Here is a 19,595-nt window from a genome sequence, read left to right on the forward strand (position 1 = left end):
CCCTAAAGGTTCCCATGCGAAAGGCGAGTGACAGTTACCGGGCATGTGTCGCTCGTACCAAGGCGGAAGAACGGCGTGAGCGCCTGCTCAACGCGGTCAACGCTGTGCAGAAGGCTGGTCAGGCGCTTCGTGAGGCTGCGGCTGCCAGGAATCTGCATGTCCTTGACCCGAAGGGCTTTAAGGTTCCCGAGATCGCCGACGACGCCTTCGTGGATTGGGCCTACGAGAACGGCATGCAGACCGTCGGGGGGCGGGTGATACGTGACGAGCTGATGGCCGCTCCACCCAACGAACGCTGTCCGTTGTGCAGACAGGGCACCGTTCGCCAACTTGACCATTTCATGCCGAAGAGTCACTTCCCTGTACTGTGTGTCGATCCGCTCAACCTTGTCCCCGTCTGCGAGCGGTGCAATTTGATCAAGGGGAACAAGCGGCCGGACAGCGCCGAGAACACCCTCCTGCATCCATATCTCGACCGGATATCCCATGAGGGCTGGTTGGATGCGCAATCGATCCACGATTCGGGCACGGTGCGGCTGCGTTTCTTCGTCAACCCGCCGGCATCGTGGGATGCCACGCTCATCGCACGGGTCGAAAACCACTTTAGGCTCTTCGAGCTGGGGAAGCGCTACGCCATTGAAGCCAACCGCGCGATCTCCGATGTGACGTATAGCGTCGAGAGGCAGCGTAAACGTGGTGGCGCACGCATGGTCCGAGTCTACCTGGAGGATGAAGCGGAGAGCCGGTTCGCCGTAGACCTCAACAGCTGCGAAGGCATCACGTACCGGACACTCGCAGCCGACGACCTCTATTGCGAAGGCTCCTCGATGCAAGAAAGTCCCAGCTCAGTGGGCTCGTCGTGACTCACTAGATCGGGTGCGGCGGCGCAGCTCCTCGTCGATGGACGCCACGCTCGTCCGAGAACTGGAACTCAGGCGTGCAAACCGGATTTACGCCCAGCATCAGATCGATCTCGTCGAGTGTTGTCTTCTCCGCAGCGGCCGTATCCAGCTTGAAGGATGCCGCGACGCCCTGCATCGGTCGCCGAGTCGGGGAACGAGGTGCGTACGGCGTTCCGCCTGTTGAAAAGTACCTGAGGAGGTTCGTCTTACCGGATGCGTTGGCGCCGAAGACGCCGACTCCGGGGAGGGCGGACACCTTACGATCTCGGTCGCGCCGACCCGCCGTGCGCGCCCTACCATTGCCTGGGTCCGCACCGATCAACGACAGCTCGCACCACGGCGGAAGCGGGCAGCAGGAAGGGGCTGCTCGGTGCAAGCTGTGAGTCGACGAGCCCGCATGGGCAGCGTTCCGAGCGCAGTCCGCAGTCAGTCCGCAAGACGGCCGTAATTGGTTGTCGCAGCCCATCGCAGGGCAACTATAAAGTCGCAGGTCAAAGGCATAGACGGACCTCCGCCGCAGGTCAGAATCAACCCCCCGACGTTCCGCTTCAACGTGTGACGCCGCCCCTGGCGCTGCCGTAGCGACCCGGCGGTATCTGCAGCGCGAGCGGGGCCGGCCCTGGACGGGGTCGGCCCCGCTCGCCGTATCGGTCCGGGACGGCCGGGTACCTCTTGAGGAGGAGGTCCGTGCCACCTGGGGCTGACGGTCGGATCGTGCTGGGGGCGAACGGTTCGGGGCCGGTGGCGGCATAGATTTCTGGTGTCCCGCCGCTCGGGTGGCCTCGCCCGAGGCCAAGCACCGGAGCGGGGCCGGCGGCACCCGAGTGCCGCGTGTTCTCACTTCCCCCCACGAAGGTGGTCATCTCGTCATGGGCGTCGTTCTCGCTGGTCAGCAGGTTCTGGGTCTGTCCGAGAGTGTCCTGGGCTATGGCGGTATCGCTGTCATGGCCGCGGTGGTGCTGGCGTTCGTCGTGCTGTTCATCGGTGCTCTGGTCAGCATCCTGAAGGCCCGGATGGATGCGGGGATGAAGCTGGTGTGGGTGGTGTTCGCCTTCATCGCGCCCTTCCTGGGCAGCCTGCTGTGGTTCCTCATCGGTCGCCGCAGCCTTCCCGCGTACCGGCGCGCCTGAGCTGATTTCCTCCTCTTTCCTTCCTCGCCGCGGCGCGCGGGCAGGGGCGCCCGCCTCTTTTCTTTCTCTGCCGGGAAAACGCAATAGGGCTGAGAGAGACGGTAATTGAGGGAGTGCGGGATTGAAGTGTCTGTCCCGCACTCCCGCCGTCATTCTCTTGTCCGCCCCGTCGCTGCATTACGGGAATTGATATCGGGATCTCCTCTAACGCCCTTGGTGGGTAAGGGTGTTGAGGTGAGCGGAGCCGTATGGGGCGCCGCGGGCTGGGGGGCTCTCATGGGCCGCGTTTCCCGGTGGAAACCGGGCCCGGCGTCCCGTGGGGTCGAACGGCTCATCGGGTGTCGTGGAGTAGAGATCAAAACCAGCCATCTGGCGGGCGGGCGGTGGCCCTTTTGGGTGGCCTGTCGCCCCGCCCCTCACCGGGAGAACACCTCGAACCGGACAACCCGGGCCGCCCCGTCGGCCGTCGGGCTCAAGGTCCGGTCAAGGAATTCCCGGGCGTAGGCACGGGGGTCGGTGGCGGGGGAGTCGGGGGAGGCGAGCCCCCTTATGTAGGTGCGGTGGGCGGCCAGTGAGGCGACGGCCCGTTCGAAGCCCGCGTGTATCTCGACCGCGTGCGTAGGTGTGGGCGACCCGGCCACCGCGACCCGGCGTACGCCGTTCCACGGTGGCAGGCCCTCCTCCGTGGCGAGGTCGGGGAAGATCCAGCGGTTGCCCGCGTCCGTGGCCGCGTCCAGGGTGGCGCGGCCCACCGTGCGGTGGTCGGGGGTGTTCCAGTGGCCGCCGGGCCAGGTGTCGTGGTGGTTGAGGGTGAGGAGCAGGTCGGGGCGGTGGCGGCGGATGGCTGCCGACAGGTCGCGGCGCAGGGCGGTGTTCGGGGTGAGGGTGCCGTCGGGGTGGTCGAGGAAGGTGACGGTGTCGACGCCGACCAGTGCGGCGCCGGTGCGTTCCTCGGTTTCGCGGATCGCGGCGCACTCGGCGGGCGGCAGGTCGTCGATGCCGGCTTCGCCGCGGGTCACCAGGAGATAGGCGACGGTGTGCCCGGAGGCGGTCCATTCGGCGACGGCGGCGGCCGTGCCGTACTCCAGGTCGTCGGGGTGGGCGGCGACGGCGAGTGCGTGGTGCCAGTCGTCGGGGAGGGCGGGGAGGGGGGTGTTGCCGGTCATGGGGCTCCCTCGGGTGCGGCCCCCGCGGTGTCCCCGTCACCCCATTTCATGATCGTTATGCGGGGTGAGCTGGGCGTCATCACATTGGGTGATTTCCTGGCCCAAGGTTGCGGGTGGCGACACGCAGTTGCCACGCTGTTACCGACTGCCAAGCTGTTGGGAGGGGCACGTGCCTTTCGGTGAGCAGCCCGCGTACCTCCGTGTCGCAGGCGACCTGCGTCAGAAGATCGTCGACGGTGTGCTGCCGCCGCACACCCGCCTTCCCTCGCAGGCCCGGATCCGCGCCCAGTACGGCGTCTCGGACACCGTCGCACTGGAGGCGCGCAAGGTGCTGATGGCCGAGGGGCTGGTCGAGGGCCGTTCCGGCTCCGGGACGTATGTGCGCGAGCGCCCCGTGCACCGCCGGATCGCCCGTGCCGGGCACCACGCCGGGCCGTCCTGCACGCCGTTCCGGCAGGAGCAGACGGACGAGCGGATCGCGGGCAGCTGGGAGTCGAGCAGCCGGCAGGAGGAGGCGGGGGGCGCGGTCGCCGGGCGGCTGCGGATCGAGCCGGGCGCGCGGGTGATGCGGACGCGGTACGTCTTCCGGACGGAGAGCGAGCCGGTGATGGTGTCGACGTCCTGGGAGCCGCTGGAGATCACGGGCCGCACGCCGGTGATGCTGCCCGAGGAGGGGCCGCTGGCGGGGCGCGGCGTGGTCGAGCGGATGGCCGCCATCGACGTCGTGGTGGACAACGTCGTGGAGGAGGTCGGCGCCCGCCCGGGGCTGGCCGAAGAAGTCATGGCGCTGGGCGGTGTGCCGGGCCATGCTGTGCTCGTCATCTCGCGGACGTACTTCGCCGGGGGGCGGCCCGTGGAGACCGCCGATGTGGTCACCCTCGCCGACCGGCACCGTGTGACGTATCACCTGCCGGTCAGATAGATCCGGCGTGACGGGGGCGGGAGGAAGCGAAAAAGGGGGCGGGATGACGGATGTAGGGCCCCGGGACGGGTCCTCGTACCGCCCGTAACGTCAGTTTCATACGGGCTCGTTGTCCGCATTCATTCTTATTTGTCTGCTGTGCTGTGCCGTGGGAAGAGTCACAACCGCTCGCTGGGGCGGGGCTTTTTGCCGGGTGGGGGATTCCGATCATCCAATTTCGCTCTTACGATGGCGAAGTTTGTGCACGGCACGGGGGAAGACCAGGAGACCAAGCACGTGAGCACGACGAAAACCCCGAGCGCGGAGCAGGGCTCGCACTCCAATTACCGCCGGTCCCTAGGGACCATTGCCCTGACCGCCACTGGTCTTGGATCCATCATCGGCTCCGGCTGGCTCTTCGGAGCCGAGCGGGCCGCTGCCATCGCCGGTCCCGCCGCCATCCTTGCCTGGGTGATCGGCGCGGTCGTTGCACTCACCATCGCCCTGACCTACACCGAGCTGGGGTCGATGTTCCCGAAGGCCGGCGGCATGGTCCGCTACGGCCAGTACTCCCACGGCTCGCTCGCCGGCTACCTCGCGGCGTGGGCCAACTGGATCGCGATCGTTTCCGTGATCCCGGGTGAGGCCACCGCCTCCGTCCAGTACATGAGCTCGTGGGACTTCGGCTGGGCCCAGGCGCTGTACGACGGCAAGGAGCTGACCGGCAGCGGCGTGGGCCTCGCCAGCGTCCTGCTGATCTTCTACTTCTTCCTGAACTGGTTCGCGATCACGCTGTTCGCGAAGACCAACACCGCGATCACGGTCTTCAAGGTCGTCGTTCCGATCCTGACCGCGAGCGCGCTGATGATCGCGCACTTCGACACGGGCAACATCAAGGACGCCGGCGGCTTCACGCCGAACGGCTGGAGCTCGGTCTTCACCGCCGTCGCGGTCTCCGGCATCGTCTGGGCCTACAACGGCTTCCAGTCGCCGCTGAACCTCGCCGCCGAGGCGCGCAACCCGGGCCGCTCGCTGCCGAAGGCCGTCATCGGCTCCATCGTCATCGCCCTGGTCATCTACGTCGCCCTGCAGGTCGCGTTCCTGATGGCGGTGCCCGGCGACAAGCTCTCCGCCGCCGGCGGCTGGGCCGGTCTCGGCTACAACTCCCCGCTGGCCGACCTCGCCATCGCCTGGGGCCTGAACTGGCTCGCGATGCTGCTCTACGCGGACGCCTTCATCTCGCCGTCCGGCACGGGCATGATCTACGCCGCCACCACCTCGCGCATGATCCACGGCGTGCAGGAGAACGGCCACCTGCCCGGCATCTTCGGCAAGGTCGACAAGAAGACCGGTGTGCCGCGCCCGGCGCTGGTGCTCAACCTCGTCATCGCCTTCCTGTTCCTCGCGGTCTTCCGCGGCTGGGGCTCGCTGGCGGAGATCGTCTCCGTCGCCACGGTCATCTCGTACATCACCGGCCCCGTCGCCGTGATGTCGCTGCGCCGCCTCTCGCCCGGTCTGAAGCGGCCGGTGCAGCTGAAGGTCATGCCGGTCATCGCCCCGATCGCGATGGTCTTCGGTTCGCTGGTGCTCTACTGGGGCCGCTGGCCGCTCACCGGCAAGGTCATCCTGATCATGGCCGTCGGTCTGCCGGTCTGGGCCTGGTACGAGATCGGCAAGCCGCTCTCCCAGGGCCGCAAGCCGTGGGCCGAGCTGCGTCCGCACCTCAAGGCCGGTGCCTGGATGGTGGCGTACCTGCTGGTGATGGCGGTCGTCTCGTACGCGGGCGGCAAGGAGTTCGGCGGCAAGGGCTATCTGCCCGAGGGCCTGGACATCGCCGTGGTCGTCGTCATCGGCCTCGCGTTCTACTTCTGGGGCGTGCGCAGCTCGTGGCGGAACCCCTCGCTGATCGCGGTCGAGGCCGAGATCACCGCGGCGGAGCAGGCCGAGGCGACGACCGACACGGTCACCATCGGCGCCCAGCGCTCCGGTGACTCCGACGGTCCCGACGACGACCGCCCCTCGGACGGCAAGGTCCGCAGCGACGCCTGACCGGCGACGCATCCGGGGCCCGGCCCCGGTCGTGCACCACCGAGCCGTACGGCTCCACCGGCCACTCGCAGGCCCTCCCGGTTCGCCGGGGGCCCGCGGGTGGCCGGTTCCGTCTCTCTTTGTGCCATTCCATATCCGCTGAGTGAAGGTCGGGCGTAGGGTCGGGCATATGCAGAATGCGGATTCGGTAACGGCCCGGGAGGGGCACGGGATGACGCGCGGTGCTGCGAAGGGGGTGGCGTGATGGCTGACGGCGGGACGCGACTGCCCTGGCTCGTCATTCGTCAGGACGAAGGGGGCCACCGCTATCGGGTGGGCCGGTACGCCACCCGCGCGGAGGCCGAGCGGGTCGTCGGTGGCCTCGGCGGCGACGGTGACCAGCAGCTCTACGTGGTGGAGAAGATGGATGTGACGACGGGCTGAGCGGGTTGCGGGGCGTGGTGCGCGCCGTAGGCTGCCGCGTATGACGACGGTGCGTGTGGTGGTGGGCGGCGCGGTGCTCGACCGGGGGCGGCTGCTGGCCGCCCGGCGCAGCGCGCCGCCCGCGCTGGCCGGTCGCTGGGAGCTGCCCGGCGGCAAGGTGGAGGACGGCGAGAGTCCCGAGCAGGCGCTCGTCCGCGAGCTGCGCGAGGAGCTGGGCGTCGAGGTCGAGCCGCTGGAGCCGATCGCCGGCGAGTGGCCGCTGCGCCCCGGCTTCGTGCTGCGGGTCTGGGTCGCCAAGCTGGTCTCCGGCGAGCCGTGGCCGCTCCAGGATCACGACGAGCTGCGCTGGCTGGAGCCGGACGAGGAGCTGTCGGTGAACTGGCTGGATCAGGACCGGCCGGCCGTCGCCGCGGCGATGCGGCGGCTGCGGGAGGGCGAGGGCGGCGCCGCGCCGCAGGCGCCCTCGCGCTCCACCGTGCCCGGCGGGCGGGCCCCGCTCTGAGCGTGCCGGACGGCCGGTGGCCGGCGGGTCGTGGTGGCGGGTCCGGCCGGGCGGCCGGTTCGTCCGGGTGGCGCGGGCGGTCGCGCGCGGGCGGTACGGGCGGGCGATTATCGGGTATGTCCTGAATGACTCATTTGCGAGCGTGCGTGGTGGGCCACCGTGCCAGGGGAAGTGATCGGCGTGAGCGACAGCGCAGCGGCAGGGTCGCCCGACTCGGCACATGCCGCCGTCCGCCGTCGTGGCACGGTTCCCGGCCCTTTCCCCGTCGCCGAATGGAGCTTTCCCGCCGAGCCCGGCGCCGTCCGCACCGCACGCGCCACGGTCCGGGCGACCCTCGCCGACTGGGGTCTCGCGGGCATCGCCGACACCGCCGTCCTGCTCGTCAGCGAACTGGTCACCAACTCGCTGACGTACGCCAGCGGTCCGATCGGCGTCCGGCTGGAACGGCTCGGCGGTGGACTCCTCGTCGAGGTCTCCGATCCGCTGCCCGATCCGCCGCTGGAGCGCACCGCCGCCCCCGACGACGAGGGCGGTCGCGGACTGCAACTGGTCGCCCGCGCCTCCCGGCGCTGGGGGACGCGGCACGGCAAGGGCGGCAAGACCGTGTGGTTCGAGCTGTCGGTGGCTGGTTAGGAGACAGGTGGATCCGGTCGACACGCGTCGTTGCCCATTCGTCGGCAAACCGTGCCGGAGCCGCGATCGAGACTGTGCTGTGATCGTGAAGACCGTGTTCCGAAGTGCCGAGGTGCTGATTTACTCGGCAGGTCCGGTCCGGGCACGATGAGCTGGAGGGGACGGGGCTCGTGAGCGAGTTGTCATCCGGCGGGACGGTTCCCGCGCAGACCGCAGGTCACGGCGGAAAGGGGCAGGCCGACCAGGTCCTCGTCCCGCCTGCCCGAGCCCAGCAGGAACCGCCGGTGTGGCAGTCCAGCCGGCCCGGGTCGATCTACGACTACATCCGCCTCGCGTCCTTCTCCCTGGGGCCCGACGGCCGCATCGACGGCTGGAGCGAGCGGGCCGCCGAGATGCTCGGCATCTCCGCCGCACAGGCCGTCGGCAAGGACCCCGTCGAGGCGTTCGTCCCCCATGAGCTGCGGGAGACCGGTCACCGCGCGGTCTCCCGGATCCTGGACGGCCGGGAGTGGACGGGCCTGGTGCCCTACCGCCGCGCGGACGGCGCCGAGGCCGACGGGCTCGCGGAGATCTACGTCATGCCGTCCGCGACGGAGTCCGGCGAGCGGGCCGCGCTCTGTCTCGTCGTCGACGTCAAGGCGCTGCGCGGCATCGAGACCGACCTCGCCGCCGCGCAGGCGGTGTTCGGCCAGTCCCCGATGGGCTTCACCCTCTTCGACACCCGGCTGCGGCTGCTCCGCGTCAACGAGCGGTTCGCCACCGTCTTCGGCGGCCCGGCGAGCAAGTACCGCGGTGGCACCCCGTACGACTTCCTGCCGCGGGCCGAGGCCGAGCGGATGACGGCGGCGCTGCGGCGGGTGCTGGAGACCGGTGAGTCGGTGACCGAGATGCAGCTGGTCGGCGTGGTGCCCGGCGCGGAGGACCGGCGCCGCTGGTCGGTCTCGCTCTACCGCCTGCACGGCGCCAGCGGCCGCCCGATCGGCGTCGCCGCGCTCGCCTCCGACGTCACCGGGCGCCGCCGCGCCGAACGCGAGGCCGCCAACGCCCGGCGCAACCTCGCGCTGCTCAACGAGGCGGGCGCCCGCATAGGCAACTCCCTCGACCTGGAGACCACCGCCCGCACCCTCCTCGACGTCGCCGTCCCGCAGTTCTGCGACCTGGCCTCCGTCGACCTCTACCAGGGGCTGCTGGCCGGCGACGAGGCGCCGCCCGGGATGAGCGACGGCAGCGCGGAGCTGCGCCGCGTCGCGTTCTCCAGCGCCGTCTCCGACGCGCCGCTGGCCACCATGGCCTGTTGTCCCGAGGGCAGCCCGGTCGCGGTCGGCGCGGTCCACCGCTATCCCTTCAACTCTCCGTGCGCGGGCGCGCTGCGCACCGCCCAGGCGCAGATCGTTCCGGGCCGGGAGGGCGAGGAGGGCCGCGAGCTGGGCGCCGTGGTGCACTCCACGCTCGCCGTGCCGATGGTCGCCCGGGACACCGTCGTCGGCCTGGTGCAGTTCTCCCGGACGAAGGGCAGCGAGCCGTTCGGGGAGCGGGACACCGCGCTCGCCGTGGAGCTGGCGGCCCGCGCCGCGGTCTGCATCGACAACGCCCGGCTCTACCGCCGCGAGCACGAGCGCGCGCTGATGCTCCAGCGCAGCCTGCTGCCGCCCGGCGACCCGGAGGCCGCGGGCCTCGACATCGCCTGCCGCTATCTGCCGGGCACCACCGCCACCGAGGTCGGCGGCGACTGGTTCGACGTCATCGAGCTGCCCGGCCACCGCACCGCGCTGGTCGTCGGCGACGTCATGGGCCGCGGGCTGCGCGCCGCCGTCGCCATGGGCGAGCTGCGCACCGCCGTCCGCACGCTGGCCCTCCTCGACCTGGAACCGGCCGAGGTGCTGGCCGCGCTGGACGAGGTCGCCCGCGGTCTCGGCGGTGGCGAGGGCCGCGGCGGCAAGCGCTCCGCGGCCGGCCGCTCCCCGGCCCCCGGCGTCCCGCACGCCGCCGGGACCGCCGATCTCTCCGAGGTCTACCTCGCCACCTGCGTCTACGCCGTCTACGACCCGATCAGCCGCCGTGCCACCTTCGCCAACGCCGGGCATCTGCCGCCGGTGCTGGTCGAGGAGGGCGCGGAGGCGGCGTTGCTGGACGTCCCGCCGGGCATGCCGCTGGGCGTGGGCGGCGAGCCGTTCGAGGAGACCGAGGTGGAGCTGGCGGACGGCGCGCTGCTCGCCCTCTACACCGACGGCCTGGTGGAATCCCGCGACCATCCGCTGGACGAGGGGCTGGAGGCGTTCCGCGGCGCGCTCGACGCCGACCGGCCGCTGGAGGACGCCTGCGACCACGTCCTGTCCACCCTGGACACCTCGCACGGCGAGGACGACATCGCGCTGCTGATGGCCCGGGTGCACGGGCTGCCCAAGGACGCGGTGGGGGACTGGAGCCTGGCGCCGGAGGCCCGGTCGGTGGCGCGGGCCCGGGAGCTGGCCCGCGACCAGCTGACCGACTGGGGCCTCACGGAGCTGGTGGACACCACCGAGCTGCTCGTCAGCGAGCTGGTCACCAACGCGCTGCGGCACGGCCACGGCGAGATCCGGCTGCGGCTGCTGCGCGACCGTTCACTGGTGTGCGAGGTGTGGGACGCCGACCTCGCCCAGCCGCGCCGCCGCCGCGCCCGCGACACCGACGAGGGCGGCCGCGGGCTCCAGCTGGTCGGCCTGCTCAGCGCGGGCTGGGGCAGCAGACGCACCCCGCGCGGCAAGACCGTCTGGTTCGAACTCGCCCTGCCGGACGGGGACCACCCGGCGCCGGATCCGACCGAGGCGCTGCTCAGCATGTTCTGAGCGGCGGGCCGCCTCCCGTGCGGGGCGGCTCGCCGCGTACGGGACGGGCCCCGGCCCGGGCTCCGACGGCCGCGGTGCTTCTCGCATACGGCCCGACGTCCCGCGTCCGGGCCGCGGACGCCCGCGCCCCGGCCCGGGGCTCCCGGGTCCGGGCCCCCGCTCCCGCCCGGCTCAGGGCGCGTGCCGGTCCTTGGCGCCCAGGCCCTCGTCCTCCGCGTCGGACCACAGGGCGCTGTCGTACGGGGTGTCGGGGACGGGGACGACGCGGTCGTCGCCGGGCCCGGTGGCGCGGGCCGTGCCGGTGGCGGCGCGGAGCAGGCGCAGGCTGTCGCCCAGATGGTCGGTGTCGGTGCGCACCCGGCGGATGTCGAGGCCGTCGCCGAGCCGCCGCTCCAGCCGCTCCACGGCCCGTGCCAGCTCGTCCAGGGTGCGTTCGGCCGCCGTCAGCTCGTCGTGCAGGGACATGGTCCGCCCTCTCTGCCGAAAACGTCTCCGGAAAGGCCGCCGGCGCCGGGGCGAGGTCTCCGGAGCGCGGGGACGACCTCCTCTGTCCCGAGTGTCCCGCGTCGCGGTGGGGCGGGAAAGGCGGGACGGGCGCCGCGGCCGCCGCCCCGCCTCCCGGCCGCCCCGTCCCGCTCTTCCGCCGGGCGGGTGGCCTTGCCCCGGGGCGCCGCCGTGTCGGGCGGCCGGGCCGTCCCGGGTCGCCTTCAGTGGGTGCCATAGATGTGATGAGCAGCCAAGTGGGCCGGACGTGTCGCGGCACGCTCGGCGCGGCGTCGGCGAGCCCCGGAGGTAACTGCCATGACCGACCACGTCAGACCAGGCCGCGCCGTGCGCCGCGCCGCCCTCCTCGCGGCGGGGGTGCTGGCGCTGCCGGTCCTGGCCGGGTGCGCGGACGACGACGGGGGCGGCGGCGCGGGCCTCGCCCAGGACATCGCGGCGGCGCCGCGCGGCCGGGTCGCCAACGGCGGCACCGTCCGCTGGGCCGTCGACGCGCTGCCCGGCACCCTCAACGCCTTCCACACCGACGCCGACGCGGCAACCGCGCAGGTCACCGGCGCCGTCCTGCCGCAGCTGTTCACCCTCGACCGCACCGGCACCCCGCAGCGCAACGCCGACTACCTCACCGCCGCCGACGTCACCAAACGCGAGCCCCGGCAGGTCGTCGTCTACAAGCTCAACCCCAAGGCCCGCTGGAGCGACGGCCGCCCGATCGGCGCCGCCGACTTCGTCGCCCAGTGGAAGGCGCTGCGCGGCACCGACCACGCGTACTGGACCGCCCGCAACGCCGGATACGACCGCATCGCGCAGGTCGAGCAGGGCGCCCGGCCGCACGAGGTCAAGGTCACCTTCGCCCGGCCCTACGCGGACTGGCAGGCGCTGTTCTCCCCGCTCTACCCGAAGTCCGTCATGGAGAACGCCGACGACTTCAACGACGGCGCCCGCGACCGGCTCCCGGTGACCGCCGGACCGTTCGCCGTCGGCGACCGGAACTCCGACGACGGCACCCTCACCCTGGAGCGCGACCGCCACTGGTGGGGCGCGCCCGCCAAGCTCGACCGGCTGGAGCTGCGCGCCGTGCCGCGCGGGAAGCGGGCCGAGGCGCTCAGCTCCGGGGACGTCGACGTCGCGGAGGTCGACGCGGCGGTCGCGAAGAAGATCGACGAGGCGGGGGGCGGCGCCGGGCCCGCCGGGGTCCCCAAGAGCGTCCACGCGGGCAACGCGGGCGCCCAGGCCGCGGGCGGCGAGGACACCCCGCGCGGCGAGGTCGCCGCCGACGCCGTGCGCGCCCAGGCCGCCGCCCGCGGCTCCGAGGCGGCGCGCGCCGAGGCCCGGGCCGCCGCCGCCCGCAAGACGCTGCGCGGCTACACCGTCCGCCGCGCCCTGCAGCCCGCCTACACCCAGCTCGCGCTGAACGGCGGCAGCGGGCCGCTCGCCGACAACCGGGTGCGGCGCGCGGTGGCCCGCGCCATCGACCGCCAGGCCCTCGCCGACACCGTCCTCAAGCCGCTGCGGCTGCCCGCCACGACGCCCGGCAGCCATCTGCTGCTGGCCGGGCAGGAGGGGTACGCCGATCACAGCGACGCCGTCGGCGGTACGGACACCGACGCCGCGAAGACGCTGCTCGCGGACGCCGGCTGGCGTTCGGGCCGGCAGGCGCAGTCCTCGCCGCAGCCCGCGAACGGCGATGCGCAGGCCGGTCACGGCGGCGCCCCCGGCGACATGGCGGCGGGCGGCCCGGGGAAGGCGGGCGAGCAGATCGCGGCGCAGGCGCCGGCGGTGAAGAAGGCCGGCAGGCCGCTCACCCTGCGCTTCGTCGTGCCGGACGGCCCCGGCTCCGCCGAGCTGCGCACCGTCGGCCACCGGATCGCCACGATGCTCTCCCGGATCGGCATCGCCACCGCCGTCCAGAAGGTCGCCGGCGACAGCTTCTTCCAGGACCACATCGAGGCCGGCGACTACGACCTCGCGCTCTACTCCTGGCCGGGCTCCGCCTACCCGTCGACCGACGCCCGGCCGGTCTACGCCAAGCCGCAGCCCGCGCCGGACGGCTCGCTCAGCGTCGGGCAGAACTACACCCGCGTCGGCTCCGACCGCGTCGACCAGCTCTTCGACGAGGCGGTCTCCGACCTCGACCCGAAGGCCGCGCGGGAGGCGCTGAACAAGGCCGATGCCCGGATCTGGGCGGCGGCCGGCTCGATCCCGCTCTACCAGCGGCCCGAGCTGGTCGCCACGAAGAAGTCCCTCGTCAACATCGGCTCCTTCGGCTTCGCCGCCCCGCGCTTCCAGGACATCGGCTACGCGAAGTGAGCCCCGGCCCGCCGCCGCGCCGCCGCACCGGCTGACGGCGCGGCGGCGCGCGGGTGGAATCCGGTCGGCGAGAGCCCGGACAATCGGTGAGAACGTGCAGGTCAGGGCGGGTGCGAGCGGGCTGGGGCGGCCGAAGCCGCGACAGCCACGTACCATGGGGTGAGGCCGTGGCTTCTCATGCCCGGCAGGCGCGCGTGCCGGACCGTACGCGCCGCCCACCACGATTCCGGGAGAAGCGCCGCAAGTGCCCACGCGCCACGACATCCGTAACGTCGCCATCGTCGCCCACGTCGACCACGGCAAGACGACCATCGTCGACGCCATGCTCAAGCAGGCGGGGGCCTTCGCCGCTCACCAGCTCGACTCCGTCGACGACCGGGTCATGGACTCCAACGACCTGGAGCGCGAGAAGGGCATCACCATTCTCGCGAAGAACACCGCGGTCAAGTACCACCCCAAGGACGGTGGCGAGCCGATCACGATCAACATCATCGACACCCCCGGCCACGCCGACTTCGGCGGCGAGGTCGAGCGTGGTCTGTCGATGGTGGACGCGGTCGTCCTGCTGGTCGACGCCTCCGAGGGCCCGCTGCCGCAGACCCGCTTCGTGCTGCGCAAGGCGCTGGCCCAGCGGCTGCCCGTCATCCTCTGCATCAACAAGACGGACCGCCCCGACTCGCGGATCGACGAGGTCGTCAACGAGACCTATGACCTCTTCCTCGACCTGGACGCCGACGAGGACCAGATCGAGTTCCCGATCGTCTACGCGTGCGGCCGTGACGGCATCGCGTCGCTGACCAAGCCGGAGGACGGCACCGTCCCGGCGGACTCCACCAACCTGGAGCCGTTCTTCTCCACGCTGCTGCAGCACGTCCCGGCGCCGGAGTACGACGAGAGCGCCCCGCTCCAGGCCCACGTCACCAACCTCGACGCGGACAACTTCCTCGGCCGTATCGCGCTGCTCCGTGTCGAGCAGGGCGAGCTGCGCAAGGGCCAGACCGTGGCCTGGATGAAGCGCGACGGCTCGGTGCAGAACGTCCGCATCACCGAGCTGATGATGACGGAGGCGCTGACCCGCAAGCCCGCCGAGGTCGCCGGTCCCGGTGACATCTGCGCGGTCGCCGGTATCCCCGACATCATGATCGGCGAGACGCTGGCCGACCCGGAGAACCCGGTCGCGCTGCCGCTGATCACGGTCGACGAGCCCGCCATCTCGATGACCATCGGCACCAACACCTCGCCGCTGGTCGGCCGCGGCGGCACCGGCAAGGGCGCGGACGCCAAGTCCGCGGTCAAGGACCGCAAGGTCACCGCCCGCCAGGTCAAGGACCGCCTCGACCGCGAGCTGATCGGTAACGTCTCGCTGCGCGTCCTGGACACCGAGCGCCCCGACGCCTGGGAGGTGCAGGGCCGCGGTGAGCTGGCGCTGGCCATCCTGGTCGAGCAGATGCGCCGGGAGGGCTTCGAGATGACCATCGGCAAGCCGCAGGTGGTCACCAAGCAGGTCGACGGCAAGACCCACGAGCCGGTCGAGCGCATGACGGTCGACGTGCCCGAGGAGCACATGGGCGCGGTCACCCAGCTCATGGGCACCCGCAAGGGCCGGATGGACAACATGTCCAACCACGGCTCCGGCTGGGTCCGCATGGAGTTCGTCGTCCCCTCGCGCGGTCTGATCGGCTTCCGCACGGAGTTCCTGACCAACACCCGCGGCACCGGCATCGCCCACTCCATCCACGAGGGCCACGAGCCGTGGTTCGGCGAGCTGAAGACCCGTAACAACGGTTCGCTGGTCGCCGACCGCTCCGGTGCGGTCACCGCGTTCGCGATGACCAACCTCCAGGAGCGCGGTGTGCTCTTCACCGAGCCGGGCACCGAGGTGTACGAGGGCATGATCGTCGGCGAGAACTCCCGCGCCGACGACATGGACGTCAACATCACCAAGGAGAAGAAGCTCACCAACATGCGCTCCTCCTCCGCCGACTCCTTCGAGGCGATCGTCCCGCCGCGGAAGCTCTCCCTGGAGCAGTCCCTGGAGTTCTGCCGCGACGACGAGTGCGTCGAGGTCACCCCGGAGGCGGTCCGTATCCGCAAGGTCGTCCTCGACCAGAAGGAGCGCGGCCGCACCGCGTCGCGCGCCAAGCGCTGACGCACCGCTCATCCGACGAAGCGCCCCGCGGGACTCCGGTCCGGCGGGGCGCTTCGCCGTGTGCGGGGACGGCCGCCGGTCCGGGAGCGCGGCAGCTTTTACCGCTGTGAATTGATCTTGTCAACGGTGGCTGGACCTCGACGCTTTGGTGCGATGTCCGTTATTCGGAACACTGCTCCAGTGACATTGCCCACCTCGTCCCTTTCCTGCACGTGTGGATAGTTTGCTTTGTCCGAATTTCGAACTGCATCAGTGGGATATGTGACCTAATCGAGACCATTTACGCGTGGTTTATGGCCGGAACGTGACTGAGACTGGGCGGTATTGAGCTCGGGTCAATGGGTCATGCGCCGTAAGAAGCGCCGACTCACGAGCATCGGGGGCTGGTTGCGGACTGTCAGGGGTGTCAGTCGCGCCGGCTCCTTTCCATATCGAGAAATGGACTCATGAGGAGGCAATCCCATGCGCGGTGCCAAGAGCGCCACCTGGGTCGCAGGAGCGATAGTCGTGGCCCTGGGGGCCACGGCCTGTGGCGGCGGCAGCAGTGCGAGCGCCGAACCGGGCGTCGTCCGGGCCAACTGGGGTGACCCGCAGAACCCGCTGGAGCCCGCCAACACCAACGAGGTGCTCGGCGGCAAGGTCCTCGACATGATCTTCAGCAACCTGAAGAGCTACGACCCGAAGACCGGCGAGGCGAAGAACGACGTCGCGCAGTCCATCGACACCAAGGACCAGCAGACCTTCACCATCAAGGTGAAGAAGGGCGAGAAGTTCTCCAACGGCGAGCCGGTGACGGCCCGTTCGTTCGTCGACGCCTGGAACTACGGCGCGCTCGCCACCAACGCCCAGAAGAACTCGTACTTCTTCGCCGACATCAAGGGCTACGACAAGGTCGCGCCCGCCGAGGGCAAGCCGACCGCGAAGACCCTCTCTGGCCTCAAGGTCGTCGACGACCACACCTTCACCGTCACGCTGACCGAGAAGATGTCGACCTGGCCGCTGCGCCTGGGCTACAAGGCGTTCGCGCCGCTGCCCAAGACGTTCTTCAGCGACCACGACGGCTACCTCGCCAAGCCCGTCGGCAACGGCCCGTACGCCGTGGACTCGTACGACAAGGGCAAGCAGATGAAGCTCGTCCCCAACACGCACTACGCCGGGGACGACAAGCCGCAGAACAAGGGCGTGCTGCTCAAGGTCTACACCGACTCCAACGCCGCCTACGCGGACCTGCAGTCCGGCAACCTCGACGTCGACGACGACGTGCCCGCCGAGCAGATCCGCAACGCCAAGTCGGACCTCAAGGGCCGCTACCTCTCGCAGCCCGCCGGCGTGAACCAGGTCGTCACCTTCCCGCTGTACAAGGACAGCTGGAACAAGCCGGGCATGGAGAAGGTCCGCAAGGGCCTGTCCATGGCGATCGACCGCAAGGCGATCACCGAGAAGGTCTACAACGGCACCCGCACCCCGGCCACCGACCTGACCTCGCCCGTCCTCGGCGACGCCAACGGCTACAGCAAGGACATCTGCGGCGACACCTGCACGTACAACCCCACCGAGGCGAAGAAGCTGATCAAGGAGGGCGGCGGCCTTCCCGGCGGGAAGATGACCATCAGCTACAACGCCGACAAGGACTCCCACAAGCAGTGGGTGGACGCCGTCTGCAACAGCATCAACACCGTGCTGGGCGACGACAAGGCGTGCGTCGGCAACCCCGTCGGCACCTTCGGTGACTTCCGCAACCAGATCACCAAGCAGGAGATGGTCCAGCCGTTCCGCGCGGGCTGGCAGATGGACTACCCGCAGATCGAGAACTTCCTGACCCCGCTGTACGCGACCGGCGGCGCCTCCAACGACGCCAAGTTCAGCGACCCGAAGTTCGACGCCCTGCTGAAGCAGGCCGGCGCCGAACCGGACGTCAAGAAGGCCACCGACCTCTACAAGCAGGCCGAGAAGATCGTCCTCGACCAGGCCGTCAGCATCCCGCTCTGGTACCAGAACGGCACCGCCGGCTGGTCCGAGCACGTCTCCGGCGTCCAGCTGAACGCCTTCAGCCTCCCGGTCTTCACCCAGATCAAGGTCAAGGGCTGACCCGACGCGGCCACCTGTGAGAGGCCGGCGGGCACCAACTGCCCGCCGGTCTCCCGGGGTTGGCCCCGCCTGCGAGAACACACCCGCTCACGGCGGCAGGAGCAGCCGGCCACGCCCGCGACCACCCGGTCCCGGGCGCGCCCCCGGCCGCCCCCGCGTCGGCGTTTCCTGGAGGACACATGGGGCGCTACGTCATCCGACGCCTGCTCCAGATGGTGCCCGTCTTCATCGGCACCACTTTCTTGATCTTCGTCATGGTCTACGCACTCGGCGACCCCGTCGCCGCGATGTTCGGAGACCGGACGCCCGATCCGGCCACCGCCGCCCAGATCCGGGAATCCCTGCACCTGAACGACCCGCTCTGGAGCCAGTACCTCCAGTACATGGCCGGCATCTTCCGCGGCGACTTCGGCACCGCCTTCAACGGCACGCCGGTCGCCGAACTGATGGGCTCGGCCTTCCCCAACACCATCAAGCTGACGCTGGTGGCCTTCGCCATCGAGGTCGTCGTCGGCGTCGGGCTCGGCATCGTCGCCGGGATGCGCCGCGGCCGCCTCGTCGACACCGGCGTACTGGTCTTCACCCTGCTGGTGATCTCCATCCCGACGTTCGTCACCGGCTATCTGCTCCAGTACTTCATCGGCGTGAAGCTCGCCTGGGCCGCTCCGGCGGTCTCCAATGACGTGGCCTTCGGCGAACTGCTGCTGCCCGGCATCGTGCTGGCCGGCGTCTCCCTCGCCTACGTCGCCCGCCTCACCCGGACGTCGATCGCCGAGAACATCCGCTCCGACTACATCCGCACCGCCACCGCCAAGGGCCTGCCCCGGCGGCGCGTCGTCGGGGTGCACCTGCTGCGCAACTCGCTGATCCCCGTGATCACCTTCCTCGGCACCGACATCGGCGCCCTGATGGGCGGCGCCATCGTCACCGAGCGGATCTTCAACATCCAGGGCGTCGGCTACCAGCTCTACCAGGGCATCCTGCGGCAGAACGCGCCCACCGTCGTCGGCTTCGTGACCATCCTCGTGGTCGTCTTCCTCGCCGCCAACCTGATCGTCGACCTGCTCTACGCGGTCCTGGACCCGAGGATCCGTTATGCCTGAGATCACCGAACAGGCCCCCGCGACCGCATCCGAGACGGCGGCCGTGCCCGAGGCGGCGGCCGCACCGCGCAGCCTGTGGGGCGACGCCTGGCGCGACCTGCGCCGCAACCCGATCTTCTACCTCTCCGCCGTCCTCATCCTCTTCCTGGTCCTGATCTCGATCTGGCCGGGCCTGCTGACCGGCACCAGCCCCTACGCCTGCGACCTCGGCCGCTCCCAGCAGGGCCCGGCCCCGGGCCACCCCTTCGGCTTCACCACCCAGGGCTGCGACGTGTACGCCCGCACGGTGTACGGGGCCCGCGCCTCCGTCGTCGTCGGCATCTGCACCACCCTGCTCGCCGCCGTCCTCGGCTGCGTCTTCGGCGGGCTCGCCGGGTTCTTCGGCGGCTGGTGGGACGCGGTGCTCTCGCGGATCGGCGACATCTTCTTCGGCATCCCGGTGCTGCTCGGCGGCATCGTCTTCCTCTCCGTCATCAAGGGCGGCTCGATCTTCACCGTCGTGCTGCTGATGGCGGTCCTGGGCTGGCCGCAGATCGCCCGTATCGCGCGCTCGGCGGTCATCTCCGCCAAGCAGCAGGACTACGTCCAGGCGGCCCGCGCGCTCGGGGCGAGCACCCCGCGGATGCTGCTGCGGCACATCGCGCCCAACGCGCTCGCGCCCGTCATCGTCGTGGCGACCATCGCGCTCGGTACGTACATCTCGCTGGAGGCGACGCTCTCGTTCCTCGGCGTCGGCCTCAAGCCGCCGACGGTCTCCTGGGGCATCGACATCTCGTCCGCCGCCACCCAGATCCGTAACGCGCCGCACATGCTGCTGTGGCCGGCGGGGGCGCTGAGCATCACGGTGCTGGCGTTCATCATGCTCGGCGACGCGGTCCGCGACGCCCTCGACCCCAAGCTGCGCTGAGGGAGG

16 protein-coding genes are annotated in these 19,595 nt (G+C 70.7%); 13 read left to right on the plus strand and 3 right to left on the minus strand.

Going from position 1 to position 19,595, the window contains the following annotated elements; translation table 11 throughout:
- The first annotated feature begins 14 nt into the window (after nt 1–14).
- Entirely contained in the window at nt 15–863 is an 849-nt protein-coding gene (locus ABT345_RS10285; protein ID WP_345086610.1) for an HNH endonuclease, read from the plus strand.
- Nucleotides 864–867: 4 nt separating this feature from the next.
- Here ABT345_RS10285 and ABT345_RS10290 read toward each other — a convergent pair whose 3' ends face one another.
- Nucleotides 868–1,038, minus strand: a complete 171-nt coding sequence (locus tag ABT345_RS10290; protein ID WP_345086608.1) for a hypothetical protein — start codon at nt 1,036–1,038, stop codon at nt 868–870.
- A gap of 733 nt (nt 1,039–1,771) precedes the next feature.
- Here ABT345_RS10290 and ABT345_RS10295 point away from each other — a divergent pair.
- Nucleotides 1,772–2,032 carry a PLD nuclease N-terminal domain-containing protein gene (locus ABT345_RS10295; RefSeq protein ID WP_345086606.1) on the plus strand — a complete coding sequence of 87 codons (261 nt, stop codon included), beginning with the start codon at nt 1,772–1,774 and terminating at the stop codon, nt 2,030–2,032.
- 416 nt (nt 2,033–2,448) lie between these two features.
- On the opposite strand, the gene ABT345_RS10300 is transcribed toward ABT345_RS10295, so the two are convergent.
- Entirely contained in the window at nt 2,449–3,198 is a 750-nt protein-coding gene (locus ABT345_RS10300; RefSeq protein WP_345086604.1) for a PIG-L deacetylase family protein, read from the minus strand.
- 169 nt (nt 3,199–3,367) lie between these two features.
- On the opposite strand from ABT345_RS10300, the gene ABT345_RS10305 reads away from it, so the two are divergent.
- From ABT345_RS10305 to ABT345_RS10330, 6 genes are all read left to right on the plus strand, one after another.
- On the plus strand, nt 3,368–4,120 hold the full coding sequence (locus ABT345_RS10305) for a GntR family transcriptional regulator (protein ID WP_345086602.1): 753 nt from the start codon (nt 3,368–3,370) through the stop codon (nt 4,118–4,120).
- Between the two features lie 276 nt (nt 4,121–4,396).
- The gene (locus ABT345_RS10310; protein WP_345086600.1) at nt 4,397–6,148 is read left to right on the plus strand and encodes an APC family permease; all 1,752 of its coding nucleotides are present in this window, start codon (nt 4,397–4,399) and stop codon (nt 6,146–6,148) included.
- A gap of 243 nt (nt 6,149–6,391) precedes the next feature.
- Complete coding sequence (locus tag ABT345_RS10315) at nt 6,392–6,571, plus strand: SPOR domain-containing protein (protein ID WP_345086598.1); 180 nt, start codon at nt 6,392–6,394, stop codon at nt 6,569–6,571.
- A gap of 40 nt (nt 6,572–6,611) precedes the next feature.
- A complete protein-coding gene (locus tag ABT345_RS10320) occupies nt 6,612–7,073 on the plus strand; it encodes a (deoxy)nucleoside triphosphate pyrophosphohydrolase (RefSeq protein WP_345086596.1) in 462 nt (153 codons plus the stop codon).
- A 171-nt stretch (nt 7,074–7,244) separates the two neighbouring features.
- Entirely contained in the window at nt 7,245–7,706 is a 462-nt protein-coding gene (locus ABT345_RS10325; protein WP_345086703.1) for an ATP-binding protein, read from the plus strand.
- A gap of 284 nt (nt 7,707–7,990) precedes the next feature.
- On the plus strand, nt 7,991–10,531 hold the full coding sequence (locus ABT345_RS10330) for a SpoIIE family protein phosphatase (RefSeq protein WP_345086701.1): 2,541 nt from the start codon (nt 7,991–7,993) through the stop codon (nt 10,529–10,531).
- Nucleotides 10,532–10,702: 171 nt separating this feature from the next.
- On the opposite strand, the gene ABT345_RS10335 is transcribed toward ABT345_RS10330, so the two are convergent.
- On the minus strand, nt 10,703–10,996 hold the full coding sequence (locus ABT345_RS10335; protein ID WP_345086594.1) for an Rv0250c family protein: 294 nt from the start codon (nt 10,994–10,996) through the stop codon (nt 10,703–10,705).
- A 336-nt stretch (nt 10,997–11,332) separates the two neighbouring features.
- On the opposite strand from ABT345_RS10335, the gene ABT345_RS10340 reads away from it, so the two are divergent.
- The 5 genes from ABT345_RS10340 to ABT345_RS10360 all read left to right on the plus strand — a co-directional run bounded on the left by ABT345_RS10340 (nt 11,333) and on the right by ABT345_RS10360 (nt 19,589).
- Entirely contained in the window at nt 11,333–13,342 is a 2,010-nt protein-coding gene (locus ABT345_RS10340) for an ABC transporter family substrate-binding protein (RefSeq protein ID WP_345086592.1), read from the plus strand.
- Nucleotides 13,343–13,586: 244 nt separating this feature from the next.
- A complete protein-coding gene (gene typA, locus ABT345_RS10345; RefSeq protein ID WP_345086590.1) occupies nt 13,587–15,491 on the plus strand; it encodes a translational GTPase TypA in 1,905 nt (634 codons plus the stop codon).
- Between the two features lie 462 nt (nt 15,492–15,953).
- Nucleotides 15,954–17,579: a peptide ABC transporter substrate-binding protein gene (locus tag ABT345_RS10350; protein ID WP_345086588.1), complete on the plus strand. Its 1,626-nt coding sequence runs from the start codon at nt 15,954–15,956 to the stop codon at nt 17,577–17,579.
- Nucleotides 17,580–17,758: 179 nt separating this feature from the next.
- Nucleotides 17,759–18,682 (plus strand): ABC transporter permease, encoded by a 924-nt coding sequence (locus ABT345_RS10355; protein WP_030287140.1) that lies wholly within the window; start codon nt 17,759–17,761, stop codon nt 18,680–18,682.
- Nucleotides 18,675–19,589: an ABC transporter permease gene (locus ABT345_RS10360; RefSeq protein ID WP_345086585.1), complete on the plus strand. Its 915-nt coding sequence runs from the start codon at nt 18,675–18,677 to the stop codon at nt 19,587–19,589. The genes ABT345_RS10355 and ABT345_RS10360 overlap by 8 nt, the downstream gene beginning before the upstream one ends.
- Nucleotides 19,590–19,595: the final 6 nt, after the last annotated feature.

The organism is Streptomyces sp. NPDC000404 (assembly GCF_040300365.1).
Taxonomy (GTDB): Bacteria; Actinomycetota; Actinomycetes; order Streptomycetales; family Streptomycetaceae; genus Streptomyces; species Streptomyces ramulosus.

Coding starts and splice junctions, on each gene's coding strand:
- ABT345_RS10335 (WP_345086594.1), bottom strand. CDS start 10,996: ATGTCCCTGCACGACGAGCTGACGGCGGCCGAACGCACCCTGGACGAG.
- ABT345_RS10320 (WP_345086596.1), top strand. CDS start 6,612: ATGACGACGGTGCGTGTGGTGGTGGGCGGCGCGGTGCTCGACCGGGGG.
- ABT345_RS10350 (WP_345086588.1), top strand. CDS start 15,954: ATGCGCGGTGCCAAGAGCGCCACCTGGGTCGCAGGAGCGATAGTCGTG.
- ABT345_RS10315 (WP_345086598.1), top strand. CDS start 6,392: ATGGCTGACGGCGGGACGCGACTGCCCTGGCTCGTCATTCGTCAGGAC.
- ABT345_RS10295 (WP_345086606.1), top strand. CDS start 1,772: ATGGGCGTCGTTCTCGCTGGTCAGCAGGTTCTGGGTCTGTCCGAGAGT.
- ABT345_RS10290 (WP_345086608.1), bottom strand. CDS start 1,038: ATGCAGGGCGTCGCGGCATCCTTCAAGCTGGATACGGCCGCTGCGGAG.
- ABT345_RS10285 (WP_345086610.1), top strand. CDS start 15: ATGCGAAAGGCGAGTGACAGTTACCGGGCATGTGTCGCTCGTACCAAG.
- ABT345_RS10360 (WP_345086585.1), top strand. CDS start 18,675: ATGCCTGAGATCACCGAACAGGCCCCCGCGACCGCATCCGAGACGGCG.
- ABT345_RS10300 (WP_345086604.1), bottom strand. CDS start 3,198: ATGACCGGCAACACCCCCCTCCCCGCCCTCCCCGACGACTGGCACCAC.
- ABT345_RS10340 (WP_345086592.1), top strand. CDS start 11,333: ATGACCGACCACGTCAGACCAGGCCGCGCCGTGCGCCGCGCCGCCCTC.
- ABT345_RS10355 (WP_030287140.1), top strand. CDS start 17,759: ATGGGGCGCTACGTCATCCGACGCCTGCTCCAGATGGTGCCCGTCTTC.